Here is a 16310-nt window from a genome sequence, read left to right on the forward strand (position 1 = left end):
TTACCCGCGCAAGGCGGCTAAAATGGCGTTCTCCAACCATTCGCGATGCGGCTGTTCAACATAGGCATGGCCCGCGCCGTCGCAGCGGCGGATGCGTGGGTCATTCTTGTCCCAGGTGGCCTCAAACAATTGCGCCGTTCTGTCACCAGTAGCGACGAGGAATGTCACGGCCCCACAAAATTGATCGAGCCCTTCGCGCATGTCTTGCGCCAGAGACGAAGGTGGAGGTGCAGGGCGCAAGGACGACGTTATCCCGCGCAGCAGTTTGCCAAAGTTAACCCCGCCGCGCAGCAATCGAGCAATCTCGCGCGGGTTTCTCAACTTCTCAAAATACCGGGCTCGTATGGCGTCCGGCGTGTGCTGAGGTTCGCTGGATGGGTCTTCGCTACCGTCTTCTTCGATGGTCCAAGGGTTGGATAGGACCAAGCCATCGCATCCTTGTCCCTGCATCAGCATCAAAGCGGAAGCGGCATCGCAATTGCCAAACGCAATGATCCGTTCAACTTGCGGAGCCATGGCGCGGAACGCTTCCAATGCGGCGCGAATGTCGCCCTCGCTTGACCGGAATCCTCGATTTTCACCCTCGCTGTCCCCGATGCCGCGTCGATCAAAGCGAAACGTGGGAAACCCAGCTCCGGCGATGCGATGGGCCAATTGTGATTGCCCGGCAAACGCTCCGGATCGGACCTCATTGCCACCTGAGACAATCAACAAACCCGTCTTGCCTGGTGCTGTGTCCAAAGTACCGCCCAGCTTCAGGCGGCCGCAGCCGAATTGAAAGTGAAGGCGGTTCATGATGGCGTCGTTCCATGATCCGCAATGATTGCGGCCAATGCGGTTGCTTGCGCATCGTCTTCATCGGGCTCTGCTCTGAGCCAAAGGCCACCGCCGCCGATTTGCTTTTGTTCGATCGTGGCGGTTGCCGCGGTGGCATTCAATTCGGCGCTCTCGATGGCCTTTACCATTGGGGCACCGATCGACCATCCCCCAAGGATAAGCCCGTTTTCTCGCCCGTCTTCCAACAATTGATCGGATGTAATTGCGCGTCCGTTTTCCCGCTCGGCAATGATTTTCGCGCGGATCATGCCGCGTAGCAATTTTGGACCTGATTGCGGCGCATATTGGATTGTCGGACGATCCGCAGGAGCGATCAAGGCCCCCGCGCGGATCGTAAGGATCGCGTTTGCCGTGAATCGATCGGCCGCCGTCGTCGCCGCCAATCGCCATGATTCAAGCGTTTGCTGGTTCAACGGCACCAAACTTTCATTGCAGCCCGGCAGGTCGGGTAAAAAGCAATCAACACCGGCAGCATCCAATTTGCGCATCAATTGGACCGTAAACCGGCGTAATTTGTTCGCTTCATCAAACAATGCAGGGAGGATGAGAATGCGCCGATCGCGTCCTTCATCAAAGGACAGCAGCAATTCCTCGCTTGTCTTTCCGCTTTCGAGCGGCGCTGGCCAAGTGGCGATCATGCGCTTCTCGCTCGCTGCGCATCTCAGCCTTCGCTGAGCTTGCCCTCAGCAAAGGCGAGCAATCCGCCGTAGGTTTCCAGCATTTCGCCATCGACATCTTCGTCTTCGATCACAATGTCGAGACGATCTTCCATTTCAGTCAGTAGGCCCGCGACTGCCATCGAATCCAATTCCGGCAAATGGCCAAACAGCCCGCTATCATCGGTCAAGGCGTCGGCTTGTTCCGCATCAATGCCTAGCACGTCGGCAATGATTGATTTCAGCTCGTTATCCAACGCGGCTTTTGCCGACGCGGTGTCAGACGCGGTCTCAGAAGGCTGCTCAGGCGATTGCTCGGGCGTTTCTGAGTTCGATGCTTCGCCAACCGGCGTGCAATCTGGGGCCTGCTCTGTATTCATTTCAGCAACTGATCCCTCTTATGGGTCGCTACGGATTGGTGCGTTGTGTTGCACCGTTAGACGGGCGCCCTTACCGGCGTGGCGGGATTGGTGCAAGTTCGGGGACTTCGGCATAGCGCAAACGGTTGACTGTTTGCCGCGCCAGATCGGTCCATCCGCGCGCTTGCGCCATATCCAAACAATCGATCCGGTACCGCGGGCGGACTCCATTCATCCAATCTGCTTTGTACGATTGATCGCCCGTTCCAAAATCCACCATGTTCACGCGGTCAATGTCGATCACATGTTCAAACAACGCCGCTGACAATGTCGTACCGGCCGAAAGCGATCGGGCGCTTTCAAGATATGCTAGCTTATGGATGAAGGCGGTGCCGTCCTCGACTGTCCAGCATTGGGCCGCGACGGGAATGCCATCGTGCCATGCCATGGCGAACCGCAATCGTCCGGCTAATCCTTCTGATTCGGCGAATTTGCGCAGCATGGCCGGATGATCTTCCTCTGGCTTCCAACTTGAGGCGTAAATCCGTTCGTATTCTTCCCAAAGATCGGCGTCGAATTGAGTGAGGATCCGTGTCTCAACCTTCTTGGCCTTGCGTTTCAAAGTGGTGCGCAAAGGGCCGGGGCGGTCTGCCCAATATTCCGCGAAACTTTGGCCATCGACATGCAGGATGTGATTGATATCGCATTGCGACACTTCGACCCGCCATCCGGCGTTCCCAAATGCTTGGGCTAGCCTGGTCGCGGAACCGTCTTCATCCGGCACCGGTTCCAGCGTTACGCGATGCCCACGCTTCTTCAACTGACGCGCAATGCCGGTCAACAATCGGTCGCCATCGGGGCCAGCGGGCGCGAGTTGGCGCCATGTGAAACTGTACCAATTGCGCAACGGAGCAATGCGTCCTTCGGCGTGGGTAAGGGCGAGCGCGGCATCCGCTTGATCATCCCCCGCAATCGCGATCAAAGGGGTCATGCCCGTCTCAGCCAACAGGGTGTACCACTCCGCGCGGTCAAACGGTGATGACGCCGGCGCAACATTCCCCTTTGCAAAGAGGTCGTACAAGACGTTAACCCTGTCGTGATACCGCGCTTCAATCACCGATTGCTTGCCTCTATGCCCATCGCTTGTTCAAATCGTCCGTTCAAATGGAACAATTCAGGAATAATATGCCCGTTAGCCCCGATCCAACGCCTTACCCGCTCGATCACCTTGTCGAATTGGCGAGCGCAAAAGGATATGGCGATGCACCGGCCTTGGTGCTTCGTGACGGTGTGTTTAACCACGATGAGTTAAGACAGCGTATCGATTGGTTGGCCGGTTGGTTGGCCCAAGAGGTGCCCGAACGCGGTGCACGTGTGGCCAGTTGGGGGGCAAAGGGGGAACTAACGTGCCTCATGCCGCTTGCGGCGGCGCGCGCCGGACTGATCTATGTTCCGATCAATCCGTTGTTAAAACGGGCTCAAGCCGCGCATATTCTATCGGATAGCGGCGCGGTTATGTTGGTTGGGACGCGGTCGCGCATCGATTCTCTGGATCAGGAGGATACGCCTGCTGATTGTCTGGTCTTGGATGAGAAAGAGGTGCTGGAATCGGCGTATGAGGCGCAAATATCGCATGGCCCCTCGGATGCCGACCCAGACGACCTAACTGCTATTCTTTACACGAGCGGTTCCACCGGAAGACCCAAGGGCGTGATGTTAAGCCACGCCAATTTGTGGCTGGGCGCGGTTAGCGTGGCGAATTATTTGGGTATGGCGCGCGACGATGTGACTTTGGCTGTATTGCCGTTGTCGTTTGATTACGGCCAAAACCAATTGCTTTCGACATGGTTCGCTGGCGGCAGTGTCGTGCCGTTAGATTTCCTGTTTCCCCGCGACGTAGCAAAAGCATGCGCGAAGCACTTGATCACAACTTTAGCAGCCGTGCCCCCTTTGTGGGTGCAATTGACCGAGTTGGACTGGCCCAAAGAGGCGAGTGCGCCTTTGCGACGTTTGACCAATAGTGGCGGAGCGCTGACCACCGAATTGGTCGATGGACTGGGTCAGATTTTCCCGGAAGCGGATCTTTTTCCGATGTATGGTCTGACCGAGGCGTTTCGATCAACCTATCTTGATCCCGAGTTGGTGGCGGAGCACCCGACATCCATGGGAATGGCAATTCCATTTGCCGAGATTTTGGTGATCAACGACGAAGGGGCGATCGCCGGCCCAGATGAAGAAGGCGAACTGGTCCATTGTGGGCCGTTGGTCGCCCAAGGATATTGGCAAGATCCCGACCGAACGGCGCAGCGTTTTAAGGATGCACCGTCGGCATCGACATATGGCGGAATGGCCGTGTGGTCGGGTGACAGAGTGAAACGGGCCGAGAATGGATTGCTGTATTTCGTCGGACGACGCGACGCGATGATCAAAAGCGCCGGGAACCGGATAAGCCCGCAGGAGATTGAAGAGGCCGCCATAGCGACCGATCTGGTGTTAGAGGCGGTGGCGATCGGCGTTCCCGATGACCGTTTGGGTCATGCGGTCCATTTGGTGGTCAGAGGCGTCACCGATGAAGACGAACAATCCAAACTTTCCAAATTGTTGCTCAAAGAACTTCCAAACTTTATGCAACCTCAAGTGATCCACTGGCGCGCGGCAATGCCGTTAAACCCAAACGGCAAGATTGATCGCACAGCCTTGTACCGTGAATTGATCGAAGAAAGCGCGTGATGAAAACCAAACCCGTTGGCCCCATTCCAAATGGATACGAAACGCGCGATGGCGAACTTGCGATTGGGACTCGCACGGCGTCGGATCTGGTCGCTTCGGCCGGACAAACGCCGCTTTTTGTGTATTCGCGAGCGCATCTAGATCGTCGTGTCGCAGAATTGCGAGCGGCGCTGCCGTCGCGCATCGGTGTGAATTACGCGGTCAAAGCGAACCCTCATGCGGCGATGGTTGCCCATATGGACCCGTTGGTCGATGGATTTGACATCGCATCCTCGGGGGAACTGGCAATGACCAATGCCGCCGGGATCGATCCAAAACGCGTGAGTTTTGCCGGACCGGGAAAGCGCGATGATGAATTGGAGGCTGCGATTGCATGCGGCGTCACGCTGAATTGCGAATCCGAAGGTGAGGCGCAACGTTCATTGGCAATCGGTCATAGGATCGGAAAAGCTCCGCGGATCGCCATTCGCGTCAACCCAGATTTCGAACTCAAAGGATCGGGGATGAAGATGGGCGGGGGCGCAAAACCGTTTGGCGTCGATGCCGAAAGAGTGCCCGCATTAGCACGTTCTATCATCAATGAAGGAGCCGATTGGCGCGGCTTGCACATCTTCACCGGCAGCCAAGCGTTAAGCGCAGACGCCATCATCGAAGCACAGGGCAATGTATTGAAATTGGCTGCTAAGTTGGGCGATGATATTGGACGGGTGCTGCCCAAATTGAACATGGGCGGAGGTTTCGGGATTGCCTATTTTCCCAACGATACGGCCTTGGACTTGTCCGCCGTTGGCGCCGCTTTGCATGGCTATGTCGAAGATTTGCCGCCTTCGTTGAAAGATACGGAACTGTGCCTAGAGTTGGGGCGGTACCTCGTGGGCGAGGCGGGGGTCTATCTTTGCCGCGTTATTGATCGCAAGGTCAGCCATGGAACGACCTATCTGGTGACGGATGGTGGCCTTCACCATCAATTGGCCGCTTCGGGTAATTTCGGGACCGTGGTGCGCCGCAATTATCCGGTGGCGATTGCGTCGCGGTATGATGCCGAACCCGATGATGTGGTTAACGTGGTTGGCTGTCTTTGCACCCCGCTTGATCGATTGGCGGATCAGGCATTGATGCCTAGGGCACAGGTTGGCGATATCGTCGCGGTTTTCTGCGCCGGTGCCTACGGAGCGTCCGCGTCCCCTGCGGCATTTTTGGGTCACGGCCCCGCAGCAGAAATATTGGTTTAGCCTTTATGAATAGGCTGTCCCGAAACGGGATAGTCCTGCAATTGGCCCAGTATTACTAACATTATGTTCACCATTATCAGCGACAAACAACGGGTCATTCGCGGACACGGTTGTTCAGGTCGCCCCTGAGATACGCATCCTGGTCCGTAGCACCTGACCCAAGGATACGTATCAATGTTTAAGTCACTGTCACTCACTCGCCTTGCGGGAACCGCCCTTGCCACGGGCACTCTGGCCGCTTGCGCAGCAGGCGGTACGGAGCTGCCGTCGGCAAGCTATAGCGGCGTTCAAACCGCGCCCAGCGAAGAGTACATTATTGGCCCGCTGGACAAGGTTACGATCCACGTTTGGCGCAATCCAGAACTGAGCGCAGAGGACATTCAAGTCCGTCCTGACGGCCGGATCACGATCCCGCTGGTGCGGGATATGGCCGCCGTGGGAAAGACCGCAACGCAACTCCAGGATGATATCCGTGCCGAGTTGGTCCAGTATATCGAACAACCGATCGTGTCGGTGATCGTCAACGAATTCAATTCAACCTTCGATCAACAAATCCGGGTTGTTGGTTCCACGGCACAGCCGGCTTCATTGCCGTATCGCGCCAATATGACGGTGCTTGATGCGATGATCGCAGTGGGCGGCTTGGGCGAATTTGCCGCCGGCAACCGCGCAAAACTGCTGCGGATCAACCGCGAGAACGGCGAACAAACCGAATATCGTTTGCGTCTTTCGGATCTTTTGAAGCGCGGAGACAGCAGCGCGAACGTGATGCTGCGCCCTGGTGACACCATCATTATTCCGGAGAGTCGCTTCTAAAGCGCGCGCAGAATGAACGAGATTTTCGAAGAAGTGCGCACAGCGCTCTATTCCGTCTGGCACCGGCGTTGGCTGGCGCTTGCGGTGGCGTGGGGCGTGTGTTTGCTGGGTTGGCTGGTCGTTGCTTTGATCCCCAACACCTATGAATCCAAAGCGCGCATCTATGTAGACACAGACGACGTCTTGTCGGATCAGCTGGGCATTGCCGGCAACAGCCGCGATGAAATCGCGGAGGTTGGCCAAACCTTGCTGGGCTCTGGCAATCTTGAAAAGGTTATCACCTCGACCGAATTAGGCGACGGAATTTCTGAACGCAGCCAGATGGATGCCGCCATAGCGCGCCTTTCGGAAAATGTCCGAGTGGAAAGCGAACGGGACAATCTTTTCACCATCACCGCCGAAGTCGGCATGAGCGGTTTGAGCGACGCTCAAAACGCGGTTCTTGCGCGCAATGTCGTTCAAAAACTGCTCGATATCTTTCGCGAAGACCACATTTCGGGAAGCCGCGCAGAGGTAAGCAGTGCGATCGCCGACCTCAACGATCAATTGGAAGAGCGTAAACTCGAACTTGAGGCTGCAGAAGAGCGCCGCGTGGCCTTCGAAACTCAATATCCTGAATTGATCGGTGGGTCACAGGCTTTGTCGACCAAGGTGCAGCAATCGCGCACCGAATTGCGCGATATTGACGCTGATCTTGCCGCTGCACAAAGCGCGCTTGCCGCGATTTCTAGTCAGCTTTCAACGACACCGCGAACCATTGTTGGTGGAGCAAACGCGGTTGGGCCACAGGCATCTTTGCTGCAGGCGCAATCCCAGCTTGCCGAATTGCGCGCACGCGGTTTGACCGACCAACATCCCGATGTTGTTTCGACAACGCGTCAGGTCGAAATCCTTACGCGTCAAGTTGCCGCGGCCGGGCCCGGGGAAGTCACCGGAACACCCAATCCCGCCTATTCATCGCTGCTCGCTGTGCGCGCCGATCGTCAGGCCGGTGTCGAGGCATTTCAAGCCCGTCGCGCCGCGATCCAATCCACGCTTGCATCTTTGATGGCAAGCCAAGCATCGGAACCGGCGGTTGCAGCGGAAGCCAATCGGATCAGCCGTGATTACGATGTTCTGCGCACCAATTATGAAAGACTGCTCGAAGATCGCGAGAAGCTGCGCACGCGCGGCGATGTGGTCGACGAAACCAGCCAATACAAATTCGACCTGGTTGACCCACCGATTGTCCCACAATCGCCAGCGGCGCCCAACCGTCCCTTGTTGTTGATTGGTGTCTTGTTCGCCGGTCTCGCAGCGGGTGCAGGGGTCGCCTACGGTTTGAGCCAATTGCGCTCCAGCTTTGCCACTCCGGCCAAACTCGAACGGTCGATGGGGCTGCCTGTCATTGGTTCGGTTTCTTTAAAAGTTTCGGAAACGGCAAAGGCTCTGCGTCGCAAGCGGTTGAAGCAATTTGCAGGCGCAACGGCGGGTCTGTTCGCTGTCTTGGTCATATTGTTGGCGATCGAGATCGTCTCCGTTGGAACGATTGCGTGAGGGGCCGGCTATGACTGAACAAAGCAAAGTTTCGCGTGACACTGCGCACCGTGCTCCAAAGCGCAATTCGCTGTTTGAACGCGCGGATGCGGCGTTTGGATTGGACAATCTCGGCCCGAAAGCGGTGCCGACAAATTTGCCAGCACAAAGAGCGGTGCCGAAGCAGCGTAAGGCTGAACCAGCCCCGCAGACCGAGCCGCAATCGCAAGTCCAACCTCAGGCAGCACCGCAAGAACCCTCGTTCACGCAGGCCCCAAGTTCGGCTCCGGTCGAGGCGCCCTTCGGCGTTGGCGAGCAACAGTCAAAACCAGTTCGCGCAGTTACATTGTGCGGTCCTATGATGGAGATCGACCGCGATCACATGGTGGATGCGGATCTGATCGTTCCAGAGGATCCCGTCACCGGATTGTTGGAAGAATTCCGCATCGTGAAACGTGAATTGCTCGCGGATGCCCGCGCTAGCGACGATGATTTGGCGCGGCGCATTCTGATCTGTTCCCCGCTTCCCGGCGAAGGGAAAACCTATTGCGCCACCAATTTGGCGATCGCATTGGCGGCCGAGCGCGACATCGAAGTCGTCTTGATCGACGCCGACATGATCAACCCATCGATTACGCGGCGTTTGGGCGTTGATGCCGGCCCAGGTTTGATGGACGCGTTGGCGGATAAGACATTGAAGCCGGAAGAATTGGTGTCTCCCACCGACATCGATGGGCTGTTCATCATGTCTGCGGGAACCAGCAGCGCGCTGGATGCGGAATACTTGACCAGCGCCCGGACTCACGAAGTGCTTGACCGATTGACGCGTGGAGCACCCAACCGGTTCATTATTTTTGACACGCCACCGGCTCTTGCCGCTTCGCCCGCTGCCGAATTGGCGGCGCATGTGGGGCAGGCGGTTCTGGTGGTTCGCGCCGATGAAACCAGCCGCGCGTCTTTGGACGATGCGAGCCAATTGTTGTCGGCATGCCCAGATATCAAATTGCTGCTCAACGCAGCACAATTCAGCCCGTCTGGTCGCCGCTTTGGCGATTATGGCGAAAGGGAGGAATAATCATGCGCATCTCAAAAGGGACGCTCTTGATCGGTTTGGCTGCGGGTTTCGCCGCCAATCCCGCATTTGCACAGGAATCCGGTGCGCGCGGTGGCGATGGCGCTGTGACTATCCAGCCGTATATCGAAGTCAGCCAAATTCTCTCGGCCGAATTGACGCCGGGCGATGAAGTTGTGACATTTACACAAATCGCCGCTGGTGTGGATTTGAACGCACAAGGCCGCAACAGCGGAGCATCGGTTTCGGTCCGCTACGAACGCAACATCGGATATGGCGACGCGGTCGACAACGACACGATCAGCGGCATCGCACGCGGTTATCTGGCCGTTGTGCCGGGCGCTCTGAATCTCGAAGCGGGCGCCTTGGCCAGCCGCACCCGACTTGACGGAGGTGGCGCGGTGTCGCCCAATCCTTTGGTAAGTTCGGATGCCACCAGCCAGACATACGCTCTTTACGCCGGACCAACTGTGGCCACGCGCGTCGGCGCTGTCGATGTAACCGCCAATGCGCGCGTGGGTTACAATCGTTTTGAAACAGAAGACGCGGTATTCGATGCCAACGGTGATCCGGTCGATATCTTCGATGACAGCGTCAGTTACAGCGGCCAAGTGCGTGCCGGCACCCGCCCAGGCGACGTGTTGCCAATTGGCGTGTCCGTCACAGCGGGTGGTTTCCAAGAGGATATTTCCAACCTCGATCAACGCGTTCGGGATGTTTATGCGCGTGGCGATGTCATCGTTCCAGTTAGCCCGACGCTCGCTCTTACGGGTGGCGTTGGCTATGAAAACGTCGAAGTGTCGAGCCGTGATGCTTTGCGCGATGCCAATGGTGATCCGGTTATCGGCAATGATGGTCGATTGGTTACCGACAGCGCGTCTCCGCGTATTGTTGCCTTCGATGTCGATGGACTGTTGTGGGATGTGGGCGTCATGTGGCGACCAAGTTCACGCACCTCGCTCGCAGCTAGCGTAGGTGAGCGTTACGATTCCACCACGTATTACGGCACGTTCACATACGTCCCGAGCCAACGCAGCTCTCTGTCCATCAATGTCTATGACAGTGTGTCGGGTGTTGGCGGTGCTTTGAACAATTCGCTGGCATCCTTGTCGAGCGACTTCGTCGCGTCACGCAATCCCGTGAGTGGCGATTTTGGCGGATTGGTATCCGGCACGAATGGAAGCGGTCTTGTAAGCTCGCTCGGTTCGGCGCGGTCTTCCGCTTTCCGTGGTCGCGGGGTTTCGGCGGGCTATCAACGTCAGATGGGCCGTCTAACCGCCGCATTTGGCGCGGGGTATGATCGACGCAGGTTCATCGCAGCCGACGGAACCGCATTGGAAGCGGCAAATGGCCTGACCGATGAAACCTATTACCTGACCGGCGCACTAACGCGTGAGGTTGGGCGCAGCGGTAGCCTTCAAACCAACGCCTATATCAATTGGTTCGAAGCCGGTGCAGGCGACGGTGATCTCACCGCATTTGGTGCCTCTGCGGCGTATAACCGCCTTATCACAGACCGACTTTCTGCCCGTGCGGCGGTGGCGGTTGACTATTTCGACAGCGATTTTTCAGCAGAAGATTTCGCGACCGCAACAGCGCTGCTCGGCCTGCGCTACGATTTCTGATCCACGGAGCTTTCAACGCCATGTACGATCAATATTACGGTTTTAGCGGACGGCCATTTCAGCTGACCCCTGATCCCGAATTCTATTTTGAAAGCGCCAGCCACAAGAAGGCGATGAGCTATCTGGGTTACGGCCTGAACCAGGGTGAGGGCTTCATTGTCATCACCGGTGAAGTCGGCGCAGGCAAATCGACGCTGGTGGCGCATTTGATGGAACGGATCGACCGCGAAGCGTTGACCGTCGCGCAAGTCGTGACGACGGCGTTGGATGGAGAAGAGTTGATCCATGTCGTGGCTCAAGCATTCGGCCTAGAGGTTGAAGGGCGCGACAAGGCAAGCGCATTGGGCGCGATCGAAGGTTTCCTACAATCCGAAGCGCGCGCGGGCCGTCGCTGTCTTTTGGTAGTCGATGAATGTCAGAACCTTGACCTGACCGCTCTCGAAGAGCTGCGTATGCTGTCGAACTTCCAATTGGGCGCACACCCATTGTTGCAAAGCCTGTTGCTCGGTCAGCCGGAGTTCCGTCGGACCTTGGCGCATCACCCTGATCTTGATCAATTGCGCCAACGGATCATCGCTTCGCACCATTTGGAAGCGCTGGATGCGGACGAAGTCGAAGATTACATTCATCACCGTTTGACCCATGTGGGATGGGATGGGCGGCCATTGTTCGAAGATGGTCTATTGCCAGCTTTGTACGGTGCGACCGATGGCATCCCGCGTCGGGTGAACCAGGTCATGAACCGTCTGTTGTTGTTGGGCGCGATTGAAGAACAAGACGCGGTAGGCACAGCTATGTTGGAAGCCGTCATGACAGAAATGACCGCCGATCAATCACGCGGATCGCGTGCAGAGCCGAGCCCCTTGAGCATTGAACCAGAAGTCGCCGCACCGGCCGCGATTCAAGACATTGATAGCGTGCCCGTGACCGAAGTTGCCGCATTGTTGGCCGAACGCGATGCGCGCACGGCCGAATTGGAAGCCGCCATCAGCGAGCTTCAGGCGGCCGGCACTCAAGGTGTTGAATTGACGATGCCGTCAGGGGACGACGCGACTTTAAACGAAGCGCTGGGCCGGATTGAGCAACGTTTGGAAGAACAAGAACGGTCGTTCCGCCATGTTCTCACGATGTTGATCGAATGGCTTGAGGAAGATCCTTCGCGCGAGGCCGCATGATATGAACGCGCAAAGTTCCTTTGCAGCCGAAGATAAGCGCATCGCAAATGGCCTATCGGTTGACGTCGAAGATTGGTTTCAGGTTGGTGCGTTTGAAAATGTGATCGACCGCGCCGATTGGGATGGCATCGACACACGTGTCGAAAGCAACATCGATCGAATCCTAGATCTGTTCGCACAGGCCGACGCCAGCGCGACGTTTTTCACATTGGGCTGGATTGCGAAACGCCATCCGGCCATGATCCGACGCATTGCGGATGCAGGTCACGAAATCGCCAGCCATGGGTTTGACCACGCCCGCGTTTTCACATTCGATCGCAAAGAGTTTGGCGATGATATCCGCCTTGCTCAGGACATTCTCCAAGATTGTTCAGGCAAACGTGTAACGGGATATCGCGCACCCAGTTTTTCCATCGACCATCGAACGCCTTGGGCGTTCGAGGAATTGGCAGAGCAAGGGTACGCCTATTCTTCAAGCGTCGCGCCGATCTCGCACGATCATTATGGGTGGAGAGATGCGCCGCGTTTCGCGTTCAAGCCGCTGGCAAACTCTGATCTGGTCGAAATTCCGGTGACGACAGCTATGGTCGGCAAACGGCGGCTCGCCGCAGGCGGAGGGGGCTTCTTCCGGGTTCTCCCATACAGCTTTTCCCGATGGGCGATTCGTCAGGTCAATCGGGTGGAGGAACGCCCAGCAGTGTTCTATTTCCATCCGTGGGAAATTGACGCGGATCAACCGCGCGTTGCAGGGGCACCGTTGCGGTCGCGTCTGCGTCATTACACCGGTTTGGATAAAATGGCCGGTAAGCTTGGCGGGCTGGTTAAAGAGTTTCGCTGGGGCCGGATGGATGATCTCGCGCTGCGTGAAGCACAGCGGACAGTGGCGTTTCGCGTTGAAGGCGTCGCGAACGGCAACGCAAACGAGCCCTTGGATCACACATCCAGTCAAGAAGTCGCCGCTTGAACGCGCCGGTTGACATGAACCAGCGCGTGATTGTCGCTGATCTGTCTGACCGGGCGTTGACCGATCGGATAGAGACGTTCGTGCGCGATGAGGGTGGAAGTTTGTTTCACCTGCCCGCGTGGTTGAAAGCGGTCGAGGCAGGAGCCGGTCAGCGCGCCAGTGGTTTGGTCGCAGAACAAATGGGGGCGATCACCGGTTGGTTGCCTTTGACCGAAGTTCGGTCGATGCTCTTCGGGAATGCCTTGGTATCCAGCGGTTTTGGTGTTGGCGGAGGCATTTTGGCAAATTGTCCAAGCGTGGTCAAAGTCCTGACCGAATCCGCCCAGGATCATGCACAACGCCTTGGCTTTGCAAGCTTTGAAATGCGCGGAGGTGTTCCGCCAGAAGGATGGCGCGCATGGGACGATAAGCACTGCAATTTTGCCCGCCCATTGGCGCAGGATGATGAAGCCGAGCTACTGGCCATTCCGCGCAAAGCCCGCGCCGAGGTGCGCAAGGGATTGAAAAATGGCCTAACGGTTCGCGTCGGTCGCGACAAAAGCGATCTTGCAGCGCACTACGCCGTCTACAGCGAAAGTGTGCGCAATTTGGGTACACCGGTTTTCCCAAAATCTCTGTTCTCTGCAATGCTCAACGCGTTTCCTGAGACCAGCGATATTCTGACGGTTTCGCGCGACGGGACACCATTGGCTAGCGTCCTTTCATTCTATCACAACGGCGCGGTTATGCCGTTTTGGGGCGGCGGAACGCATGCCGCTCGCGGAGAGCGCGCGAATGAATTGATGTATTACGAATTGATGCTGCACGCCCGGCGGCGTGACATGGTGACGTTCGATTTCGGTCGATCAAAGACCGGCAGCGGCCCTTTTAAATTCAAGAAAAACTGGGGTTTCGACCCGGAACCCTTAACCTATTGCGAATGGACCGTGCCGGGTGAGAAGCCGCGCGATATTGATCCCACGAGCGAGGCGTATTCCCGCAAAATTGATACGTGGAAACGGTTGCCTTTGCCATTGGCCAACGCGATCGGGCCGTTCCTCGCCCGCAATCTGGCCTAAGGGCGGGTACCATGGGAGATATTCTTTTTCTCGCCCATCGTGTGCCATTTCCCCCGAACAGAGGGGACAAAATCCGCGCGCACCATCTGCTCAAGAAGATCGCGGATATCGGGCCAGTTCATGTTGGTTGCTTTGCAGAAAGTGATGAGGATCGCGCGGGGAAGGGCGATCTAACCGCGATATCTGCGTCCCATTGCATCGTGAATCGGACAAAGCCACTGGTTCTGGCGGGTGTGGAAGCGGTGATGGCCCGCAAACCGGTTAGCCTCACCGCGTTTCACAGCGCCGCATTGCAGAATTGGGTGAGAGCCACGATCGCTGAACACGATGTCACGACAATCGTGATATTCTCTGGGCAAATGGGGCAATATGTCCCCGATGATTTTGCTGGTCGGGTCGTGATTGATTTGTGCGATGTCGATAGCGCAAAATTCGAAGGATACGCCGCTGCAGGTCAACGTGTCTGGATCAATAATCGCGAAGGGCATTTGCTCGCAAAGCAAGAAGAACGGCTTGCACATCGCGCCGATGCGACGATCTTGATCAGCGACGCCGAAGCCGAATTGTTTCGGTCGCGTCTAAGAGCGCCATCGCTGGCCAATGTCGAAGTCATTGGAAACGGTATTGATGCCGCGTTTTTCGATCCGCGCAAAACCGCACCACACGCCGATATCGCCGCAAGGCCAGGACCCCATTTCGTCTTCACCGGACAAATGGATTATTCGCCGAACGAAGCGGCCGCCTTATGGGCGTTCGAAGAATTCTTGCCCGGCATGCGCGCACAATTCCCCGATGCAGAACTGCATATTGTCGGCCGCAATCCCACCCGGAAATTGTTATCGTTTGATGGTCATGACGGCATTACGATTTGGGGCGAAGTGCCCGATGTGCGTCCGTTCATTGCGGCCGCGACATGCGTTGTCGCACCGTTGATGATTGCGCGCGGTGTACAGAACAAAGTGTTGGAGGCGATGGCCATGGCCAAACCCGTCATGCTCACACCCGAAGCTGCGACCGGTATCAACGCCCAAGACTCTAATCATTGGATGATGTGTCCCCCCGATGTGGCGGCGATGCGCGCACGCATCGTTGATCTTTTGGGTGAAAGCGGCGCAGGAGCAAAGATGGGCAATGCAGCGCGGCAATTTGTTCTGGAACACCACGATTGGAGCGCGATGCTTGCGCCATTGAAGGTGTTGATCGGCGACGACAAGGCGGAGGTGTCCGATGCCGCATGAAGTCTCAGCGAACCCTTCGCCATTCTCTCGGCTCTTAGTCGGGTTTTCGCCGACATGGCGAACCTCGCTTGGTGTGATGTTGATTGGGGTGGTGGCTGTGATGACCATTGCCGCGCGCGAATGGGCGGAAATGGCGCACCAATGGTGGAACATCGACACATACACGCACGTACTAATGGTCCCGATCATCGTTGGATGGTTGGTTGTTCTTAGGATCGGCGCGTTGGCCAAATTTTCGCCGCGCCCATGGTGGCCCGGATTGGTCTTGGTGGGGTGCGCGCTGACGCTTTGGATTGTCGGTCGAGCTACCGGTATCAACATTGTCGCCCATGCAGGCGCGGTCGGCGCGGTTCAGGGAGTGGTTGTGACCGCATTGGGGCCAAGAGCATCGCTGGCTCTGGCGTTGCCCATCGCATTTGCTACGTTCTTGATCCCAATTGGCGATGAATTCATCGCTCCACTTCAATCCATCACTGCCGATATTGCGGTGGCTTTGACCATTTGGAGCGGTATTCCTGCCGTGATCGATGGTATTTATATCGACACACCGATTGGCCTGTTCGTCGTCGCCGAAGCCTGTTCGGGGGTCAAATTCCTTGTGGCGATGATCACTTTGGCGGTGTTGGTGGCGTTCACCCGATTTGAAAGTTGGACCCGGCGCGGGCTGTTTATGCTCGCGGCGATTGTCGTCCCAATTATCGCAAACGGCATCCGCGCATGGGGTACGATCTATATCGCACAAAGCCAAGGTGTCGAATTTGCTGCCGGCTTTGACCATATTTTCTATGGCTGGATTTTCTTCGCTGTTGTCGTTGTCGCAATCCTATCGGTGGCATGGCAGTTCTTTGAACGTGAACCAGAGGATGCTGGTTGGACGGCTCAAGATGTCGCGGCGTTTGGATGGCTCCCTCGGTTGGAGCGCGGTTCGTCTGCACCAATCGTTGCGATTGCTGGTTTTGTCGGCCTTACGATTTTGGCAGCGATCATCGCAGCGATTGTCGCCCCCGGTCCATTGGGCTAATCGCCACATCAA

General features: G+C 56.8%; 15 protein-coding genes. 11 read left to right on the forward strand and 4 right to left on the reverse strand.

The window, feature by feature from the left end; translation table 11 throughout:
• The 4 genes from BQ8290_RS11445 to BQ8290_RS11460 all read right to left on the reverse strand — a co-directional run bounded on the left by BQ8290_RS11445 (window position 1) and on the right by BQ8290_RS11460 (window position 2969).
• Window positions 1-795 carry a hydrolase 1, exosortase A system-associated gene (locus BQ8290_RS11445; protein ID WP_108790369.1) on the reverse strand — a complete coding sequence of 265 codons (795 nt, stop codon included), beginning with the start codon at window positions 793-795 and terminating at the stop codon, window positions 1-3.
• Window positions 792-1475, reverse strand: a complete 684-nt coding sequence (locus BQ8290_RS11450) for a hypothetical protein (protein WP_108790371.1) — start codon at window positions 1473-1475, stop codon at window positions 792-794. Before BQ8290_RS11450 ends, BQ8290_RS11445 begins: the two co-directional genes overlap by 4 nt.
• 23 nt (window positions 1476-1498) lie before the next feature.
• The gene (locus tag BQ8290_RS11455) at window positions 1499-1750 is read right to left on the reverse strand and encodes an acyl carrier protein (RefSeq protein ID WP_337661507.1); all 252 of its coding nucleotides are present in this window, start codon (window positions 1748-1750) and stop codon (window positions 1499-1501) included.
• Between the two features lie 193 nt (window positions 1751-1943).
• Window positions 1944-2969, reverse strand: a complete 1026-nt coding sequence (locus tag BQ8290_RS11460) for a GNAT family N-acetyltransferase (RefSeq protein ID WP_108790377.1) — start codon at window positions 2967-2969, stop codon at window positions 1944-1946.
• A gap of 68 nt (window positions 2970-3037) precedes the next feature.
• Between BQ8290_RS11460 and BQ8290_RS11465 the strand changes: the two genes are divergently transcribed.
• The 11 genes from BQ8290_RS11465 to xrtA all read left to right on the forward strand — a co-directional run bounded on the left by BQ8290_RS11465 (window position 3038) and on the right by xrtA (window position 16298).
• A complete protein-coding gene (locus tag BQ8290_RS11465; RefSeq protein WP_108790380.1) occupies window positions 3038-4582 on the forward strand; it encodes an acyl-CoA ligase (AMP-forming), exosortase A system-associated in 1545 nt (514 codons plus the stop codon).
• Window positions 4582-5814, forward strand: a complete 1233-nt coding sequence (locus tag BQ8290_RS11470; RefSeq protein ID WP_108790383.1) for a pyridoxal-dependent decarboxylase, exosortase A system-associated — start codon at window positions 4582-4584, stop codon at window positions 5812-5814. The genes BQ8290_RS11465 and BQ8290_RS11470 overlap by 1 nt, the downstream gene beginning before the upstream one ends.
• A gap of 174 nt (window positions 5815-5988) precedes the next feature.
• The gene (locus BQ8290_RS11475; RefSeq protein WP_108790385.1) at window positions 5989-6630 is read left to right on the forward strand and encodes an XrtA/PEP-CTERM system exopolysaccharide export protein; all 642 of its coding nucleotides are present in this window, start codon (window positions 5989-5991) and stop codon (window positions 6628-6630) included.
• Window positions 6631-6642: 12 nt separating this feature from the next.
• Complete coding sequence (locus tag BQ8290_RS11480) at window positions 6643-8166, forward strand: XrtA system polysaccharide chain length determinant (RefSeq protein ID WP_108790388.1); 1524 nt, start codon at window positions 6643-6645, stop codon at window positions 8164-8166.
• Window positions 8167-8176: 10 nt separating this feature from the next.
• Entirely contained in the window at window positions 8177-9220 is a 1044-nt protein-coding gene (locus BQ8290_RS11485) for a P-loop NTPase (protein ID WP_108790391.1), read from the forward strand.
• Window positions 9221-9222: 2 nt separating this feature from the next.
• Window positions 9223-10842 (forward strand): preprotein translocase subunit YajC, encoded by a 1620-nt coding sequence (locus BQ8290_RS11490; RefSeq protein WP_337661352.1) that lies wholly within the window; start codon window positions 9223-9225, stop codon window positions 10840-10842.
• Window positions 10843-10862: 20 nt separating this feature from the next.
• Entirely contained in the window at window positions 10863-12017 is a 1155-nt protein-coding gene (locus BQ8290_RS11495) for an XrtA/PEP-CTERM system-associated ATPase (RefSeq protein ID WP_108790394.1), read from the forward strand.
• Between the two features lies 1 nt (window position 12018).
• A complete protein-coding gene (locus BQ8290_RS11500; protein ID WP_108790397.1) occupies window positions 12019-12981 on the forward strand; it encodes an XrtA system polysaccharide deacetylase in 963 nt (320 codons plus the stop codon).
• 14 nt (window positions 12982-12995) lie between these two features.
• Complete coding sequence (locus BQ8290_RS11505) at window positions 12996-14039, forward strand: FemAB family XrtA/PEP-CTERM system-associated protein (protein WP_108792341.1); 1044 nt, start codon at window positions 12996-12998, stop codon at window positions 14037-14039.
• A gap of 11 nt (window positions 14040-14050) precedes the next feature.
• Window positions 14051-15277 carry a TIGR03087 family PEP-CTERM/XrtA system glycosyltransferase gene (locus BQ8290_RS11510; RefSeq protein WP_108790400.1) on the forward strand — a complete coding sequence of 409 codons (1227 nt, stop codon included), beginning with the start codon at window positions 14051-14053 and terminating at the stop codon, window positions 15275-15277.
• Window positions 15267-16298, forward strand: a complete 1032-nt coding sequence (gene xrtA / locus BQ8290_RS11515; protein WP_108790403.1) for an exosortase A — start codon at window positions 15267-15269, stop codon at window positions 16296-16298. The genes BQ8290_RS11510 and xrtA overlap by 11 nt, the downstream gene beginning before the upstream one ends.
• The last annotated feature ends 12 nt before the right edge of the window (window positions 16299-16310 follow it).

It is taken from the genome of Erythrobacter sp. Alg231-14, assembly GCF_900149685.1.
Taxonomy (GTDB): Bacteria; Pseudomonadota; Alphaproteobacteria; order Sphingomonadales; family Sphingomonadaceae; genus Erythrobacter.